Origin of the sequence: Thiothrix nivea DSM 5205 (assembly GCF_000260135.1) — a bacterium.
Lineage (GTDB): Bacteria > Pseudomonadota > Gammaproteobacteria > Thiotrichales > Thiotrichaceae > Thiothrix > Thiothrix nivea.
The window spans coordinates 480359-496311 of the sequence record NZ_JH651384.1 but is presented as its reverse complement, the minus strand read 5'-3'; the positions used below and the strand labels follow the sequence as shown (position 1 = coordinate 496311).

Genomic DNA, 15953 nt, shown 5'->3' with positions numbered 1-15953 from the left:
TAGTCCCAGTTTTTCCGGATTATTGTTATCCCGAATAATACAATAGTCCAAAAAATTGGGGAGCCAGAAAAAGTCTGGCTCCCCGTACAGGTTTCTTCTAGTTTGGTCTCTTCTGGACTTGCGACGTTGTGCCACAACGTACCCGCTGTTTCTCTCCTAGCTGTGCGTCAAGCGCGTTGTTTCTGCGAGGTACGGGATTGAGTCTAATAAGAGTTTTCTAATAAACCAAGTCCGATTTGCTGGGAAAACAGGAGTTTTTCCAAGGGTAGCCGCTAGGTCGGCTCACCATTTCATGACCTATGTCAATTTGCTGCCGGAAGCTGGGCAGAGGCTGCCGGAGCATTGCCTGTTCCACTGCCGGAGGCGGCGCTATTGTTATCCTTGCCAGTCGGCGTGCTTGCGCTGCCGCCGCCCTGTTTGATGGCGCTGTTATCGGTGGCGTAGCGTGCATCCGCAGCCTTTTCCGTGCGGCTGGCCTTGCCATCACCCTTGTCTTGGGGGCTGAACATTTCCGGACGGCACATGGCATCAATATTCTTTTGCAGCTCCTTCATTTTTATGCTTTTTTCATCAGCGGTCAGATAGCGTTCGCCTTGTTGATCCTTCCACTTGATCAGGGAATTGGCGGTCATCTGTTTCAGGGCGTCTGCTTGCTGGGCGCAAAAATCGCGGTGTTTTTGTTCGCTTTTTGCGCCATCTTCTTGCGCCTGTTCCATCGGGTCTTTGGCTTTCCCTTTGTCCGGCGCTACCGGGATGGTGTTACCCAGTTTGCCGGTGGAAAGGCGGATGTCATCTTCAATGTCTTGACTTTTGACATCAGCGGGTGGGGGGGTTTGGGTGTACTGGGTTTTACCGTCTTTGTCCGTCCATTTGTACATTTCGGCGGAAACGTTCTGGGCAAAAAATGCAGTAATCAGCACGGCAACTGGCATTAGCATGGCTTTTTTCATGGGTCACCTTGTTACGCTTAATGTTTGACAACATATTAGTGTTTTCTAATATTCTCTGTTAGGATGCGTCAACTTCTAGTTTTGTTTAGGGTAAGTATGCCATGAAAATGTTACAACAATGGGTACTGATCGTCGGATTATCCACGCTGGCTGCTTGTGGTGGCAAAGGGCAGACAGCCGAACCAGCCAGCGGTCAGGTCAAATCCGGGCTTCAGGCAGCCCAGGCCAGCGCGGTCGGCTCGCCGGATCTGCACTATTTGGATGGCCATGTGGAAGCGGTCAACCAAAGCACCATTTCTGCCCAGACCAGCGGCGTCATCGAAGAGCTGTTCTACGATGTGGATGATTTTGTCGAGCAAGGCAAAGTCATTGCCCGCATCAAGTCAAAAAGCCAGCAGGCAGGCGTGCAAGAGGCGCAAGCTGCATTCGCAGAAGCAGAAGCCCGTTACAAGGAAGCGCAGACGAATTTCCAGCGCATCAGCGACATTTACGCCAAGAAACTGGTTCCCAAGGCTGATTTTGATTCCGCTCAAGCTGGCCTGAAAGCCGCCGAAGCGCGCTTGAATGCCGCCAAGGCACAGGTAACGCAAGCGGGTGAACAACTCGGTTACACCACCTTGGTTGCCCCGTATGGCGGTATTGTCACCAAACGCCATGTGGAGCGGGGCGAAGCCGTCAACCCCGGCACACCAATCATGACCGGTATCTCGCTTGACCAGATGCGGATCGTGGTGGAAGTGCCACAACGCCTGATTGCCCAGGTGCGCAAGGAAAAGAAAGCCTTCGTCTTCCAGGATGGCACCAACAAATCCCTGCCGGTCAAAAACCTGACGTTCTTTCCTTACGCAGACCCGAAAACCAACGCCTTCAAGGTGCGGATTGATCTGGCGGAAGGCGCGCAAGACCTGTTCCCCGGCATGTTCGTCAAAGTCGCGTTTGTGATTGGCCAGCAGGATGGCGTGGTCAGCGTGCCGGAAAGCGCTGTTGTTACCCGTAGCGAAGTGATTGGCGTCTACGTCATTAATAAAGATGGCCTGCCATCCTTGCGTCAAATCCGCCTGGGCCGCAAGCTGGATGACAAGAATATCAGCGTGCTGGCGGGGTTGGATGCGGGTGAAACCATCGCGCTTGACCCGGTACAGGCAGCCATTTTCCTGAAGCAGCAAACGGCGGGGGCCAAGCACGATGAATGAGCCAAAGCTGGGCATTTCCGGCAGGATTGCAAAAAAATTCCTGACCACGGAAATCACACCATTGCTGGCGCTGGTCGGGTTGCTGCTGGGGCTGTTTGCGGTGATGGTGACGCCGCGTGAGGAAGACCCACAGATCAACGTAACCTTCGCCAATGTTTTCATCCCGTTCCCCGGCGCGAGCGCCGAACAGGTGGAAAGCCTGGTCAGTACGCCCGCCGAACAGGTTCTGTCGGAAATCGAGGGGCTGGAGCATATCTATTCCACTTCGATGCCGGGCATGTCGGTGCTGACCGTGCAGTACAAAGTCGGTGAAGACCGGACTGCTGCTTTGGTGCGCCTGTATAATAAGGTGGCGTCGAATCAGGACTGGTTGCCGCAAAACCTCGGGGTCGGCACGCCGCTGATCAAGCCGAAAGGCATCGACGATGTACCGATCGTGGCGCTGACGTTGTGGACGGAAGATGACAAGCGCGGCGCTTACGAACTCAATCAGGTAGCACACGCGATTGAATCCGAACTCAAGCGCGTACCCGGTTCGCGCGACATTTACACCATTGGTGGCCCGCAACAGGTGGTGCATGTGTTGCTGGATGCGGAAAAACTGGCGGGTCACGGCATTTCGCTGTCCGACCTGCGCAATGCCTTGCAGGCCAGCAATTCGGCGCGTGATGCGGTTTCCCTCGTCAATAATAACGAAGAAATCCAGGTGCAGGCCGGTACGTTCCTGATGGATGCGTCCGAAGTGGGCGAATTGATGGTTGGTGTGTTTGACGGCAAACCGGTGTTTCTCAATGATGTGGCCGAGGTGAAACGTACTTCTGATTCGCCGCAAGCCTACGTCAGTTTCGGTACTGGCGCGGCGGCGGAACACAAGGCAATGACAACCGGCATCCATGCGCCAGCGGTGACGATTGCCGTCGCCAAGCAGCCGGGAACCAACGCGGTCGACATTGCCAACAACGTGATCGACCGTTTCGAGAAACTGCGCGGAACCTTCGTGCCGGAAGGCGTCAACGTCACCGTTACCCGCAACTACGGCGAAACGGCGCAGGCCAAATCCGAAAAGCTGATCCACAAGCTGATCATCGAAACCATTGCGGTTGCGATCCTGATCTGGCTGGCGCTAGGTTGGCGGGAAGCGCTGATCGTGGGCGCAGCCGTGGTGATTACACTGGCGGTCACGCTGTTTGCATCCTGGGCATACGGTTTCACCCTCAACCGGGTGTCGCTGTTTGCGCTGATTTTCTCGATTGGGATTTTGGTCGACGACGCTATCGTGGTGGTGGAAAACATTCACCGGCACATGCAGAAGGGCGGCAAGAAACTGTTGGAAGTCATTCCGCTGGCGGTGGATGAAGTCGGCGGGCCAACCATCCTCGCGACCTTTACCGTAATTGCGGCCTTGTTGCCGATGGCGTTTGTTTCCGGCCTCATGGGGCCGTACATGTCGCCGATTCCGATCAATGCGAGTATGGGGATGCTGATTTCACTGGCGGTTGCCTACGTGGTGACGCCGTGGATGACCGGCAAAATGCTCGGTAAGGTCGATTTCAGCCATCATCACGAAGACAACAACAAGTTGCATGGCTTTTTCAGCCGCATCATGTCGCCGTTTCTGGACGACAAGAAGGGTGGCAAGCGCCGTACTACGCTGTTTGCGGTGATTACCCTGCTGATCTTCCTGTCGGCTTCGCTGGCGGTGTTCAAACTGGTAGTGCTGAAAATGCTGCCGTTCGACAACAAATCGGAATTCCAGGTGGTGCTGGACATGCCGGAAGGTACCTCGCTGGAGCAGACTTCCCGCGTTCTCAATGAGATGTCGGATTATCTGCGCAAGGTGGATGAAGTCACCGATTACCAGATTTACGCAGGGACTGCCGCGCCGATCAACTTCAACGGTTTGGTGCGCCAGTACTATCTGCGGGAAGGCTCCAATGTCGGTGATATTCAGGTCAACCTGACAGATGCGCATGGCCGTGAGCGTCAGAGCCACGAAATCGCGCTGGTTGTGCGCCCACACTTGCAGGAAATCGCCAAAAAGTATAACGCTAACGTCAAAGTGGTAGAAGTGCCGCCCGGCCCGCCAGTGATGTCGCCAATTGTGGCGGAGGTCTACGGTCTGGATTACGCTGGGCAGATTGGTGTTGCGAAACAGATTCGCGGCGTGTTTGAAAACACCGATGACATCGTGGACATCGACGACAGCGTGGAATACCCGCAAAAACGTCTGGTGGTACAGGTAGACCGCCGCAAGGCAGCCTTGCTGGGCGTGTCGCAGGATGCTATTGCCTCTGCCGTGGATACGGTGCTGAAGGGCGAGGATGTGGTATTCCTGCACGGTAAGGGCATCAAGTATGCCGTGCCTATCCGCGTGGAATTCCCGGTTGCGCTCAAGGACAAGATGGATTCCGTGCTGGCTTTACGTGTGCGCAGCCAATCCGGCGAACTGGTGCCGATGTCGGAACTGGTCAGCGTGCAGGAAACCACCCGCGAGAATTCTATCTATCACAAGGACTTGCTGCCGGTTGTTTATGTCATGGGTGACATGGCGGGTTCAACTGATAGCCCCTTGTACGGGATGTTCAGCATTTTCTCTGGTATCCAGGAACTGTCGGTGTATGACAATCCGATCAACCAGCATTTCATCGCCCAGCCGGACGACCCGTACCTGTACGGCATGAAGTGGGATGGCGAGTGGCAAGTCACTTACGAAACCTTCCGTGACATGGGTATTGCCTACGGAGTGGGGATGATACTGATTTTCCTGCTGATCGTGGCGCAGTTCAGGTCGTATATGGTTCCGCTGGTGATAATGTCGCCAATTCCGCTGACCATTATCGGTGTTATGCCGGGTCACGCGCTGTTGGGGGCGCAGTTCACCGCAACTTCCATGATCGGCATGATTGCGCTGGCGGGTATCATTGTGCGTAACTCGATTCTGCTGGTGGACTTCATCAATGAGCAGGTAAGGGGCGGGATGGCGCTGAAAAATGCCGTCATCAATTCCAGCGCGGTGCGTGCCAAGCCAATTGCGCTGACAGCGCTAGCTGCCATGGTGGGGGCATTCTTCATCATTGATGACCCGATCTTTGGCGGGTTGGCGGTGTCGCTGATCTTCGGAATTCTGGTATCCACCGTGCTGACGCTGGTTCTGATTCCGCTGATGTACTACATGTATGCCCGCAACCGTCTGGGTAGGATCATCGGTGAGGCCGCCTAGGCTTTGCCACAAACCGTGTTCAATCTGACGTAATCCCCGGCTCCGCGTGTGCGGACTGGGGTTTTACGCCTCAGATGTCTGCATTTGTCAGGTAAAGGGTAAAACCCAGCTCGTTTTCAGCCGCATGGCGCAGAAAATGTTGCATGGCAGTAAAGCGTTCCAGGCAGGCGTTCAGTGCGCCTGTATCTTCATCCCACAACAGGCCGGGATAAACATCCTCATCCAGCATCTGCAAAGCATCAAAGTGTTTTGCCAAATCCGCAGGCGTTTTACGGTTGATATTGCGGGCAATCTTGCGGGTTTCGCAGGAATCAAACAGGCGTGCAGGCCCATAGCCGATGTCAACGTCACCCACGTAACTGCCGCCATCCAGCAGGAAAGACGTTGGAAATTGCCCGTTCCAGGCTTGACCACACAGGAGGTAGTGGATGCCGTGCCAGTATTCCCCCAGCGTTTCCCGCAAGTGGATAGGTTCAGGGTATAAGGTTTTGCGCGTGCTCTGCTGACGCTCGCTTGTATTGGACGTGCCGGGCTGCTCATTCTGGACAAGCGTCCAAATGAGGGACGGATTATCGCCCAAACATTCGATATTGGCATCAGAAATGGCGGCTAGATGTAAACATACACCCATGAGTAGACCCTTTATAATAAACTGGTAAAGTTATGCAAGCCTTTGATTAGCAACACTCAAGTTAGTCAGCCCAGATTGATGCGAACTGCCCAACGTTCCGTGTTTTGTAGATTCAGTAGGTTGAGCTGAAGTGTTGTCTTTACGTATCATTTGACCACTTTGTAGGCTCATTATTGCAACAGGGTGGCAGGTTTGCTGTGATAGTAATCACCAAACCGTTTAATTAACTGCATATAAAATTCTATCAGTTATATTATTCTATATCATAAGTACAATCTATAAAAAATGAGCAAATTGTCAGAATTGCATTGGCCAACTTTGTTTTGCGGTCATCGGGAGCTTTGCTATTATGCGCCGCACCCATCACAACAACGAGTTTTGTATGCAAAGTATCCTCTCACGCATTGCTACCGAGTTGGCGGTGCAGGAAAAGCAGGTGGCTGCTGCTGTTGAGTTACTGGACGAAGGTTCCACTGTCCCCTTCATTGCCCGCTACCGCAAGGAAAAGACCGGAGGCCTCGACGATACCCAGCTACGTTTCCTCGAAACACGCCTGGGTAGTCTGCGCGAACTGGAAAAGCGCCGCGAAACCGTGCTCAATTCCATCCGTGAGCAGGGCAAGCTGACCTCGGAGCTGGAACAGCAAGTGCTGGGCGCGGATACCCGTACCGAACTCGAAGACATTTACCTGCCCTACAAGCCCAAGCGCCGCACCAAGGCGATGATTGCGCGCGAAGCTGGCATCCAGCCACTGGCGGAAGCACTGCTGGCTGACCCACGGCTTAACCCCGAAAGCGAAGCTACGAAGTACCTCAACCCGGACATGGAATTCGCTGACGCCAAGGCAGTACTGGATGGGGCACGCCAAATCCTGATGGAAGATTTCGCCGAAAACGCAGAACTCAGCGGCCAATTGCGCGAATACCTGTGGGAGCAGGGCGGTTTTGAATCCAATGTGGTTCCGGGTAAGGAAGAGGAAGGGCAGAAGTTCAGCGATTACTTCGCCTATGCCGAAGCGATTGGCAAGATTCCCTCCCACCGCGCGCTGGCGTTGTTCCGTGGCCGAAACGAAGGCATCCTTGACCTCAAGCTGGATGTGCCGACTGCAGAAGGCGCAAGCCACCCGTGCGAAGATAAAATTGCTGCTGCCTTCCATATCTGTGACCAGGGCAGGGCGGCAGATCGCTGGCTGCTAGATACCGTGCGCTGGACATGGAAAGTGAAGCTGCACAGCCGCCTCAGCACCGACCTCAACCTGCGCCTGCGCGAACAGGCTGAAGCCGAAGCCATCCGCGTGTTCGCCGCTAACCTCAAGGATTTGTTGCTGGCCGCCCCGGCAGGCGCGCGGGCCACCCTGGGGCTTGACCCCGGCCTGCGCACCGGCGTCAAAGTCGCGGTAGTAGACGCTACCGGCAAACTGCTGGATTTCGCCACCATTTACCCGCATGTGCCGAAAAAGCAATGGGATCAGTCGATTGCCGTACTCGCCGCGCTCTGTTCCAAGCACAAAGTTGGCCTGATCAGCATTGGCAATGGTACGGCTTCGCGCGAAACCGACCATCTGGCCGCTGACCTGATCAAGCGCCACCCGGAACTGGACTTGTCCAAAATCGTGGTGTCGGAAGCGGGCGCATCGGTCTATTCCGCCTCCGAACTCGCGGCCAAAGAGTTTCCGGGGCTGGACGTATCCATCCGTGGCGCGGTATCCATCGCCCGCCGTTTGCAAGACCCGCTGGCGGAACTGGTGAAAATCGACCCCAAATCCATTGGCGTCGGCCAGTACCAGCATGACGTGAACCAGCCGGAACTGGCGCGCTCCCTGGATGCGGTGGTGGAAGATTGCGTGAACGCGGTCGGGGTGGATTTGAACATGGCATCCGCCCCACTGCTGGCGCGGGTTTCCGGCCTGAATCAGGGTATTGCCGAGAATATTGTCGCTTTTCGCAATGAGAACGGCGCTTTCCGCAACCGCAACCAGTTGAAAAAGGTGTCACGGCTGGGCGCAAAAACGTTTGAACAGGCGGCTGGTTTCCTACGTATCCGCGATGGTGAACACCCGCTGGACGCTTCTGCCGTGCATCCGGAAGCCTACACGCTGGTGGAACAGATTGCCGCCGTCAACCGCCAGCCCTTGCAGGAACTGGTTGGCAACAGCGAATTCGTCAGCCAGCTCAAACCTACTGATTACGTCACCGAGCAGTTCGGTTTGCCGACTATCCGTGACATTTTGGCCGAGCTGGAAAAGCCGGGCCGTGACCCACGCCCCGAGTTCGTGACCGCCACCTTCCGCGAAGGCGTCAACGAGCTGGCAGACTTGCAAGCTGGCATGATCCTCGAAGGCGTGGTAACCAACGTCGCCAATTTTGGTGCATTCGTCGACATTGGCGTGCATCAGGATGGCTTGGTACACATCTCGCAACTGACCAACAAGTTCATCAAGGATCCACGCGAAGTCGTGCGCACCGGCGATGTGGTCAAAGTGCGGGTGGAAGAGGTCGACGTACAACGCAAACGCATTTCCCTGACCATGCGCCTGGAACCAGCGGAGAAAAAGCCAGTCAAATCCTCAACGGACAGCAGGTCGAAACCCATGGGTGGCAAACCCATGCCCAATAAAAAACCTGTCAAGGAAGCTGCGCCTGCGGCAAACTCGGCAATGGGGGATGCATTGGCAGCAGCGCTGGCAAAGATGCGCAAATAAAACAGTGAGGTGGAGTATGATAGGACTTACGCATTGACGAAGCAGCCCTGTCTGTGTCAGGAATAAGTTTTTCACGCGACATAAAAGCCAATGATAAGAAGGCCCAAACGCCCACCGACAGCCAATTGCACCCTGCCAATGTACATGGGGTTTCTGATGAGTGAACCGAAATCAAGCACCTGCACCCGCCTGTCGGAAGTGATGGGCATCTCGCATGACAGTGTAAACCGCTTCCTGTTGCGGGAAGCCTATGAGCCAAAAGACCTGTTCAACGAAGCATCGCGGCTGCTGAACCTGGTGGGCGGGACATTGAATGTGGATGACAGTACGCTGGACAAACCCTACAGCCAGCATATGGAGCTGGTTGGACACTTCTGGTCAGGCAAGCACCACCGGGTGGTCAAGGGGCTGAACCTGATCACGTTGTATTACAGTGACCCGCAAGGGCGCAGCCTGCCGGTCAACTACCGGGTGTATGACAAGGCAGAGGGCAAGACCAAGAATGATTATTTCCTCGACATGCTGGAGGACGTGTTGGCATGGGGGCTGCAACCCGCCTTCATGACCGGGGATAGCTGGTATTCCTGTGTGGGCAACCTCAAAACGGTAAGAAACCACCGCATGGGGTTCCTGTTCGCTGTGGAAAGCAACCGCCGGGTATCCACCGAAAAGGGGTCATGGGTGCAGGTACAGAAACTGGACATCCCTGCTGACGGGCTGAGGGTCTGGTTACGCGAATTTGGCGAGGTAAAGCTGTTTCGGACGCAGTTAAAAGACCAACTGCGCCATTACGTGGTTTTCCTCCCGAATGCTGACGCCTATGACACCTTCCAGCAAGCGGATTTCCAGACCCTGCATGACCAGCATTGGCAGATTGAGCAATACCACCGCATGATCAAGCAGGTCTGCCATATCGAGAAATTCCAGGTACGCGGCAACGTCCCGATACGTAACCATATCTTTGCCGCCTTGTGCAGCTATGTCCACCTGCAACAGATGCAGTTTGTTGACATCATCAGCAACGCCTACCAATGGCAACGCGACTTGTACACGGATGCTGTGGCTGCTTTTGTCAGCCGCTTCATGCAAGGCAAGCAGCACCTCAACCCACAATTTCAGGCCGCCGTCAATGCGTAAGTCCTATACTCATTGGTTTCTTTGATGATTTCCGCTCAATAGCCAACAAGGCTCTCGACGACGGACGCGGTGACAGCCCGCGACTTCGCACAATTTACTCCCCGCCGCGCCCGTCACACATGACGTTAGGCTAAAAACCACCACCACCCACAGGTAAAATTAATGAGTAGTTTAGCGGAAGGAAAATACTATTTATTTGCATTAGACTATGGCAATAGAAAAGAAGAAAGAAAGTTTGTTTCTGATGTTTTGAAAAACTTCGATCCAGGCAAGCTCACTGGATGTGCATTATATATCAATAACAATCCATATAACTTAGAGCTTTATTTTTCCTTGAATTTTTCAGAAGATGATGAGTTTTTCGAGAGTTGGCTATCACGAAACTACCCCCATAAAACAAGAGCATATAATTTATTCATTGATGACTTATTTATTGGGGCTGCGAATAAAAGTTACAATGTGACTTCATATCTTGAACCTGAAGTTTTAGATATAATGATGCCGTCAACACCCGGAGGTTTATTTTTGATAGCCGACAGAGAAATACTTAACCTTGAATGCATCTCCTTATACACAAGTCACCAAGCTACTGTAAACTTAGCCATTTTTGCCGATGAACTGGTCATCCACCGAACTTAACGATCTTGACTTGGGAGACAGCCGTCTCGAAGTCCGCGCCGCCACGATCCTCAACGCCATGTTGCAAGCACCGCAATCCAGCATCCCCAAGGCTTGATCTGGCCCAGCAATTCCGGACATCTCAAGAAGTGAGGGCTTTAGCCTCAAAGTCCACCGGGCTGAGATAGCCAAGTGTACTGTGCAGGCGGTTGCGGTTGTAGTCCGTTTCGATATATTCAAACACGGTTTGCTTCATATGTTCACGGGTGGCAAAGCGTTCACCCTGGATGGCCTCCACTTTCAGGGAATGGAAGAAGCTTTCAGCACAGGCATTGTCATAACAGTTCCCTTTGGCACTCATGCTGCCAAGCAGTTGATACTTTGTAACAAATCCCGGTAGGCATGTGAACAGTATTGGCTGCCACGGTCAGAATGCACAACCACGCCTTTGGGGCGTTTGCGCTTGAAAATGGCCATTTGCAGGGCATCACACACCAAATCAGCGGCCATGCGCTCACCCATAGCCCAGCCAATCACCTGGCGTGAAAACAGGTCAATCACAACGGCGAGATAGGGCCAGCCTTCGTCCGTCCCCAGGTAGGTGATGTCACCCACCCACTTTTGGTTGGGTGCTGCGGCGGTGAAGTCTTGCCCCAGCAGGTTATCAAATACCGGCAGGTTGTGGTTACTGTTGGTGGTGGCCTTGAACTTACGGGCAGCCTTGGCAACCAGCCCTTGGCGGCGCAGGCTGGCAGCAACGGTCTTGCGGTTACAGGCATGGCCTTGTTTGACCAATATACGTTGCAACCGGCGTGCGCCGGAACGGCTTTTGTGTTTGGTAAACAAGCGGGCAACCTCCTGATCAAACTCAGCTTTTTGTTGCTGGCGGCGTTGCTTGCGCTCCACTTGAACCAGCCATTCGTAGTAACCGCTGCGGGACACCGCCAACAGGTGGCAGAGGGTTTTCAGCCTGAATTGGGTGCGGTGCTCCCGGATAAAGGCGTACTTCACTTGAGCTGTTTCGCAAAGTACGCGCTGGCTTTTTTTAGGATGGACACCTCTTCCTGTGCTACTGCCAGTTCACGGCGCAAGCGGGCGTTTTCGGTTGACAGTTCCTGTTCACGTTGGCTGACCGTCTGTTGGTGCTGTTGCTGGCTGCGCCATTGGTACAGTTGCGGTTCGCGCAAGCCCAATTGCCGCGCTGCTTCAGGTACACCAAGCCGCTCTGCCAGTTTCAGGGCTTCAGCCTTGTAGCTGGCGCTGTGGCGGGTATAGGGCTTTTTGTCGGTTTTTGCAGTTTTCATCGTTCACCTCAAGGTCAAGTACGTAGTGTACTCACTTCTTGCTGTGTCCGGAGGTGCTGGGCCGGATCAGAAACCGGCAGCCTCCAACCCCGGACGCATCCCCGCCCTGGGCACAGCCATAAGGTGAAAGACGTTGAAGCCTTTCGGCAATGGGTGGAGAGCGAAACCCCGTTTGAACGCATCGAGGATTTGCTGCCACGCTTTGAAGCGCATTATGGCAAGGCCATTTCTTATCGTGGCCTGCATAAATGGCTGCAACGGATCGGCTGGAGCCATAAAAAAAACGTGGCTCAATATGCGTTTCAGGGTCTTGTTTTCCCCGGCATTGCAAACGTGATGGATAGCGGTAAAGTTAGTCATTTCCGATAGCCAAGGAGAGGCTTTATGACCTCGCTCATCAGTATTTCCAGCCTGACCAGTGATGCCGCCTGTTTCGAGCAAGTCCGTTCCGTGCGTTGGCCTAATGGGGTGATTTGTCCGCACTGCGGTTCACAGGACACTATCCGTCGAGGCAAGGATGACACCCAGCAGGAACGCCAGCGTTACCAGTGTAAGGATTGCCAAAAGCGTTTTGATGACCTGACGGGAACGGTGTTTGAAGGCCACCACCAGCCGCTGAAGGTGTGGGTGTTGTGCCTGTACCTGATGTCGTTGAACCTGTCCAACCAACAAATCGCCCGCGAATTGGGGTTGAACAAGGATGATGTTCAGGCGATGACGGAACAGTTACGGCGTGGTGTCGAGAAAAAAAACGCCAGTAAACCTGTTTGGGAATGTTGAATTTGATGAGGTTTATGTCAAGGCTGGACACAAGGGAAACCCCGAAGCCGTCGCGGATGCTGGGCGTGAAGGTCGCCGCCGCGCCCTGAAAGGTGCGCCGGGGGCGTGGGGACACTGGAAAAGGACAAACCACCCATTTTCGGCATGATCCAGCGTTCCGGGGAGGTCGTGATCCGTATGCTGGCGAATGTGAAACAGACGACGATCAAGCCGTTGATTGTGGAAACGGTGGCAGCAGGCACGCTGGTCTACACCGATGAGTACAACATTTACAGCCGATTGGAAGAATGGGGCTATGCCCACAAAACCGTCAACCATGGCGCAGGCGAATATGCCCGTGACGAAGATGGTGACGGTTTCCATGAAGTCCACGTCAATACGATGGAAGGTTTTTGGTCACTGTTACGCTCATGGTTACGACCTCATCGGGGGATCTCACAAGAAAAGCTACCGTGTTACCTTGCATTCTTCGAGTCTCTTCACAACATCAGGAAACGGGGGCAAGCTGCCTTACAGTCCTTGCTTTCGCTGCTGTTGGGATAAGACCCTGAAACGCATATTGAGCCAAAAACGTTCTTTCTACCAGCAAGCCAAACCGCTAGACCGCTGGGTTTTCCTGTGGCTACTTGGGCATCTGGAGAAAAAATACGGTCAGGATCATATCCTGTTTGCGGACGAGGCAGGATTCTACAGTACCGAACGCTATGAGTGGGGCTGGGCAAAAAAAGGGGAGCCTTGTGACATCCCCAGCCCTGGAGGCCGGGGACATAAACGCAACTGGATCAGCGCTATCCGCGCCTCTGATCAAAGCTGGCAAATGCCGTGGGTAGTGACCGGCAACATTAACCGGATGATTGTTGAACAATGGTTGAAAGCCTTGGGAAAATCGTTGCAGCAAGGTCAGGAAAAGCCCAAACCTTATGTGCTTGTCTGGGACAACGCGAGCTTCCATTTAGGCGGTGACCTGGAGGCGATTGCCATGAAATACCAGATTCGTATCATTCAGTTACCCGCTTATTCGCCTGATCTCAACCCCATCGGGGCAATGCTGGGCAACCTTGAAACATTATGCGCGTCTGGCCATGGGAAAAGGTAGCACCCTGGACGACGCGATTGATTACGCATTCAACAGACAAAGTGTAGCCGACTAAAATGAAAAGACTATAGCGCAGAACCGCTCGCGCGGTCCTGCGCTATCGCGTCGGAGTTGAGCTTCGCTCGCCCGGTTTGATAACCGCCGCGCTCCGCGCTCTGGCTATCAACCCGTTCGAGTGGACGCATTTGCGCCCGCGAGCGACTCCCCCCGGGAGTCACTTCGCAGCCACAAACGCGCCACTCAACTCCGACGCGTTATGCCTATAAAAATGATCGTCCCCTTTCCAAATAAAAGAAGATCAAGAACACGACAACAAATTCTTCATGGCCTGCAAGCCTGTAAAAGCAAAATGCTGACAGAGGATATGGTTAAATATTAGCTTGCTCTTTGTCATGATAATAGGTGACAAAATTAGCTCTATGTGGAATACCGTGGGTAACTGAACTCCAGTTTGCCGCACAGGAAGTAAACCATGTTGATGAGGTTGTGGGTATTGCGGAACCCCCGCGCCCGCCGTTTGGCCAACTGTATTTTGTGGTTGATGCCTTCGAGGATGCCGTTGGAGATGTGTGATTCAACGAACCGGATGATCCCCGACCAGTGCGCCCGGACGGTGTTGGCAAACGTCTGGAAGGCCGGGATGCCAGCAGAATCCACCTCATCACACCATTGTTGCAGGAAGGCTTCCGCCGTTTTCCTGTCGGGCATTGTCCACAGGTCGTTGAACAGCACCTTGAGACGGTGGGCAGTACCCAGCGTGGGGTAGAGGGTGATGAACGCTGCCAGTGACTGCTCCTGCTGTTCTGACAGGTTATCGTAGTTTTTCAGGAAGGTGTACTTGTGGCCTTTGAGGTCGGCATGTTCCTTGCGCTCCAGCTTGCGCACCTTGTCCATGGCCTTGTTCAGCAACTGGGTGACGTGGAAATGGTCAAAGGTGATGGCGGCATCCGGGAAGGCTTCCCCTACCCCGGCAATGAATGCAGGCGACAGGTCAATGCTGACATCGGTGATTTGTGACGGTTTCACCTCATGGCTGGCTAGGTGTTTCTGGATCTGGGACAGCGTTTCCTTGCCCTTGCCTTCGGTGGCATGGACGACGCGGCGGGCATCCAGGTCAACCCCCACGGTGATGTAGTTGTGCCCTTTGCGGGTGGAGGTCTCGTCCACCCCCAGCCGGGTGATGCCGGACGGGTCATCCTGCTGGCGGCCTTCACAAACCCAGTGGTTGAACACCGTCCAGATGCGTTGCGGGTTGACCCGCATCAGTTCCGCCACCCGGTTGACCGGCATCTCCCGTTCGATCAGTGCCATGGCCAGCGCCTCAAACAGCAGCGTGAAGCCACTTCCGGGACGCGCCCAGGGGACGGCAACCGTCTCAACCTGACCCGATCCGGTGCGGATGCGCGGGACACGGCAATGCAGGTAACAGGTATGCTCAAAGAAGTTCAGGTGCTGCCAACGCCGCTCCACCGTGTCATGCACCGGGCAAGGTTCCCCGCTTTGGTCGGCAAAACGGCTGCCACGCGCGAAGCTGATACGGATGTGCAATTCCTGGCGTCCTTCCGTCCCGCTGAAGTCGATGCTGTCCACCTGCCAAGGTGAGGTCAGCCCCAAGGCCATTCCAAATAGTGTGTCGCTGTTCATACCCTTAGGATAATCTACCCACTACGATTCACATAGAGCCCAAAACAAAAATTCAGCCCCTCCTTGACTTTGGTATAACCATTGTCATACCCTAAGCATCATGAAGACAGCCATATCAATACCTGATCCAATATTCCAAGCAGCAGAGCTGTTTGCCAATCATTTCGGCATATCAAGAAGTGAGCTTTACACTAAGGCTATTGAAGAATACATAGCGTCAAGAAGATTCATAAATGTTACAGAGGCGCTCAACAAAATCTATGAAGATGAGCCATCTACCGTAGATGATGAATTATATTCGATGCAGATCAAATCCATTCCTCACGAGGAGTGGTGATGAAAAGAGGAGAAATATGGTGGGCTTCTCTTGAAGAACCCCGAGGCTCAGAGCCGGGTTACAAAAGACCTGTTGTGATCATTTCATCTGACGCTTTCAACCAAAGCAAAATACAAACCGTGATTGTTGCCATAGTGACCTCAAATTTACGGTTGGCAAATGCCCCAGGCAATATTTCCATAGCTAAAAGAGATTCAGGACTCTCAAAAGAATCTGTTATCAATGTGTCACAGATACTGACCCTTGATAAATCTTTTCTAGTTGAGAAGGTGGGTAGATTGCCTGACAAAAAAATATCAGCACTTGATGAAGGCTTAAAATTAAGTTTATCCATCTTCTAAG

The 15953-nt window shown here is 53.7% G+C and carries 13 protein-coding genes and 2 pseudogenes; 11 read left to right on the top strand and 4 right to left on the bottom strand.

Annotated features, from left to right (window positions below; all coding sequences use genetic code 11):
* Window positions 1–302 precede the first annotated feature (302 nt).
* Window positions 303–950: a DUF4124 domain-containing protein gene (locus THINI_RS02565; RefSeq protein WP_002707103.1), complete on the bottom strand. Its 648-nt coding sequence runs from the start codon at window positions 948–950 to the stop codon at window positions 303–305.
* A 101-nt stretch (window positions 951–1051) separates the two neighbouring features.
* Between THINI_RS02565 and THINI_RS02560 the strand changes: the two genes are divergently transcribed.
* Both THINI_RS02560 and THINI_RS02555 read left to right on the top strand, forming a co-directional pair.
* A complete protein-coding gene (locus THINI_RS02560; protein ID WP_002707102.1) occupies window positions 1052–2143 on the top strand; it encodes an efflux RND transporter periplasmic adaptor subunit in 1092 nt (363 codons plus the stop codon).
* On the top strand, window positions 2136–5363 hold the full coding sequence (locus THINI_RS02555; protein ID WP_002707101.1) for an efflux RND transporter permease subunit: 3228 nt from the start codon (window positions 2136–2138) through the stop codon (window positions 5361–5363). Before THINI_RS02560 ends, THINI_RS02555 begins: the two co-directional genes overlap by 8 nt.
* A gap of 70 nt (window positions 5364–5433) precedes the next feature.
* Here THINI_RS02555 and THINI_RS23070 read toward each other — a convergent pair whose 3' ends face one another.
* Window positions 5434–5994 (bottom strand): YfbM family protein, encoded by a 561-nt coding sequence (locus THINI_RS23070; RefSeq protein WP_002707100.1) that lies wholly within the window; start codon window positions 5992–5994, stop codon window positions 5434–5436.
* A gap of 382 nt (window positions 5995–6376) precedes the next feature.
* Between THINI_RS23070 and THINI_RS02545 the strand changes: the two genes are divergently transcribed.
* From THINI_RS02545 to THINI_RS24030, 4 genes are all read left to right on the top strand, one after another.
* Entirely contained in the window at window positions 6377–8695 is a 2319-nt protein-coding gene (locus tag THINI_RS02545; RefSeq protein WP_040839911.1) for a Tex family protein, read from the top strand.
* Window positions 8696–8788: 93 nt separating this feature from the next.
* Window positions 8789–9832: an IS701 family transposase gene (locus THINI_RS02540; RefSeq protein ID WP_081485941.1), complete on the top strand. Its 1044-nt coding sequence runs from the start codon at window positions 8789–8791 to the stop codon at window positions 9830–9832.
* Between the two features lie 162 nt (window positions 9833–9994).
* Complete coding sequence (locus THINI_RS02535; protein WP_002707098.1) at window positions 9995–10471, top strand: hypothetical protein; 477 nt, start codon at window positions 9995–9997, stop codon at window positions 10469–10471.
* Window positions 10446–10568, top strand: coding sequence for an IS4/Tn5 family transposase DNA-binding protein (locus THINI_RS24030; protein WP_081485752.1), 123 nt, complete (start codon window positions 10446–10448; stop codon window positions 10566–10568). The genes THINI_RS02535 and THINI_RS24030 overlap by 26 nt, the downstream gene beginning before the upstream one ends.
* 24 nt (window positions 10569–10592) lie before the next feature.
* Here THINI_RS24030 and THINI_RS02530 read toward each other — a convergent pair.
* Window positions 10593–11754 (bottom strand): annotated as a pseudogene (locus tag THINI_RS02530) (IS3 family transposase).
* Between the two features lie 123 nt (window positions 11755–11877).
* Between THINI_RS02530 and THINI_RS26225 the strand changes: the two are divergent.
* The 3 genes and pseudogenes from THINI_RS26225 to THINI_RS02505 all read left to right on the top strand — a co-directional run bounded on the left by THINI_RS26225 (window position 11878) and on the right by THINI_RS02505 (window position 13630).
* Window positions 11878–12123: a hypothetical protein gene (locus tag THINI_RS26225; RefSeq protein ID WP_081485751.1), complete on the top strand. Its 246-nt coding sequence runs from the start codon at window positions 11878–11880 to the stop codon at window positions 12121–12123.
* 15 nt (window positions 12124–12138) lie between these two features.
* A pseudogene (locus THINI_RS27140) lies at window positions 12139–13077 on the top strand (IS1595 family transposase).
* A 16-nt stretch (window positions 13078–13093) separates the two neighbouring features.
* A complete protein-coding gene (locus THINI_RS02505; RefSeq protein WP_040839009.1) occupies window positions 13094–13630 on the top strand; it encodes a transposase in 537 nt (178 codons plus the stop codon).
* 417 nt (window positions 13631–14047) lie between these two features.
* On the opposite strand, the gene THINI_RS02500 is transcribed toward THINI_RS02505, so the two are convergent.
* On the bottom strand, window positions 14048–15274 hold the full coding sequence (locus tag THINI_RS02500) for an ISL3 family transposase (RefSeq protein ID WP_002707092.1): 1227 nt from the start codon (window positions 15272–15274) through the stop codon (window positions 14048–14050).
* Between the two features lie 100 nt (window positions 15275–15374).
* Between THINI_RS02500 and THINI_RS02495 the strand changes: the two genes are divergently transcribed.
* Together THINI_RS02495 and THINI_RS02490 are read left to right on the top strand one after the other, a co-directional pair.
* Window positions 15375–15611 carry a hypothetical protein gene (locus tag THINI_RS02495; RefSeq protein WP_002707097.1) on the top strand — a complete coding sequence of 79 codons (237 nt, stop codon included), beginning with the start codon at window positions 15375–15377 and terminating at the stop codon, window positions 15609–15611.
* On the top strand, window positions 15611–15952 hold the full coding sequence (locus THINI_RS02490; RefSeq protein WP_002707096.1) for a type II toxin-antitoxin system PemK/MazF family toxin: 342 nt from the start codon (window positions 15611–15613) through the stop codon (window positions 15950–15952). The genes THINI_RS02495 and THINI_RS02490 overlap by 1 nt, the downstream gene beginning before the upstream one ends.
* Window position 15953: the final 1 nt, after the last annotated feature.

Bases quoted from the DNA above. Each gene is read 5' to 3' on its own strand.
- THINI_RS02565 (WP_002707103.1), bottom strand. From the start codon at position 950: ATGAAAAAAGCCATGCTAATGCCAGTTGCCGTGCTGATTACTGCATTT.
- THINI_RS02560 (WP_002707102.1), top strand. From the start codon at position 1,052: ATGAAAATGTTACAACAATGGGTACTGATCGTCGGATTATCCACGCTG.
- THINI_RS02555 (WP_002707101.1), top strand. From the start codon at position 2,136: ATGAATGAGCCAAAGCTGGGCATTTCCGGCAGGATTGCAAAAAAATTC.
- THINI_RS23070 (WP_002707100.1), bottom strand. From the start codon at position 5,994: ATGGGTGTATGTTTACATCTAGCCGCCATTTCTGATGCCAATATCGAA.
- THINI_RS02545 (WP_040839911.1), top strand. From the start codon at position 6,377: ATGCAAAGTATCCTCTCACGCATTGCTACCGAGTTGGCGGTGCAGGAA.
- THINI_RS02535 (WP_002707098.1), top strand. From the start codon at position 9,995: ATGAGTAGTTTAGCGGAAGGAAAATACTATTTATTTGCATTAGACTAT.
- THINI_RS24030 (WP_081485752.1), top strand. From the start codon at position 10,446: ATGAACTGGTCATCCACCGAACTTAACGATCTTGACTTGGGAGACAGC.
- THINI_RS02500 (WP_002707092.1), bottom strand. From the start codon at position 15,274: ATGAACAGCGACACACTATTTGGAATGGCCTTGGGGCTGACCTCACCT.
- THINI_RS02495 (WP_002707097.1), top strand. From the start codon at position 15,375: ATGAAGACAGCCATATCAATACCTGATCCAATATTCCAAGCAGCAGAG.
- THINI_RS02490 (WP_002707096.1), top strand. From the start codon at position 15,611: ATGAAAAGAGGAGAAATATGGTGGGCTTCTCTTGAAGAACCCCGAGGC.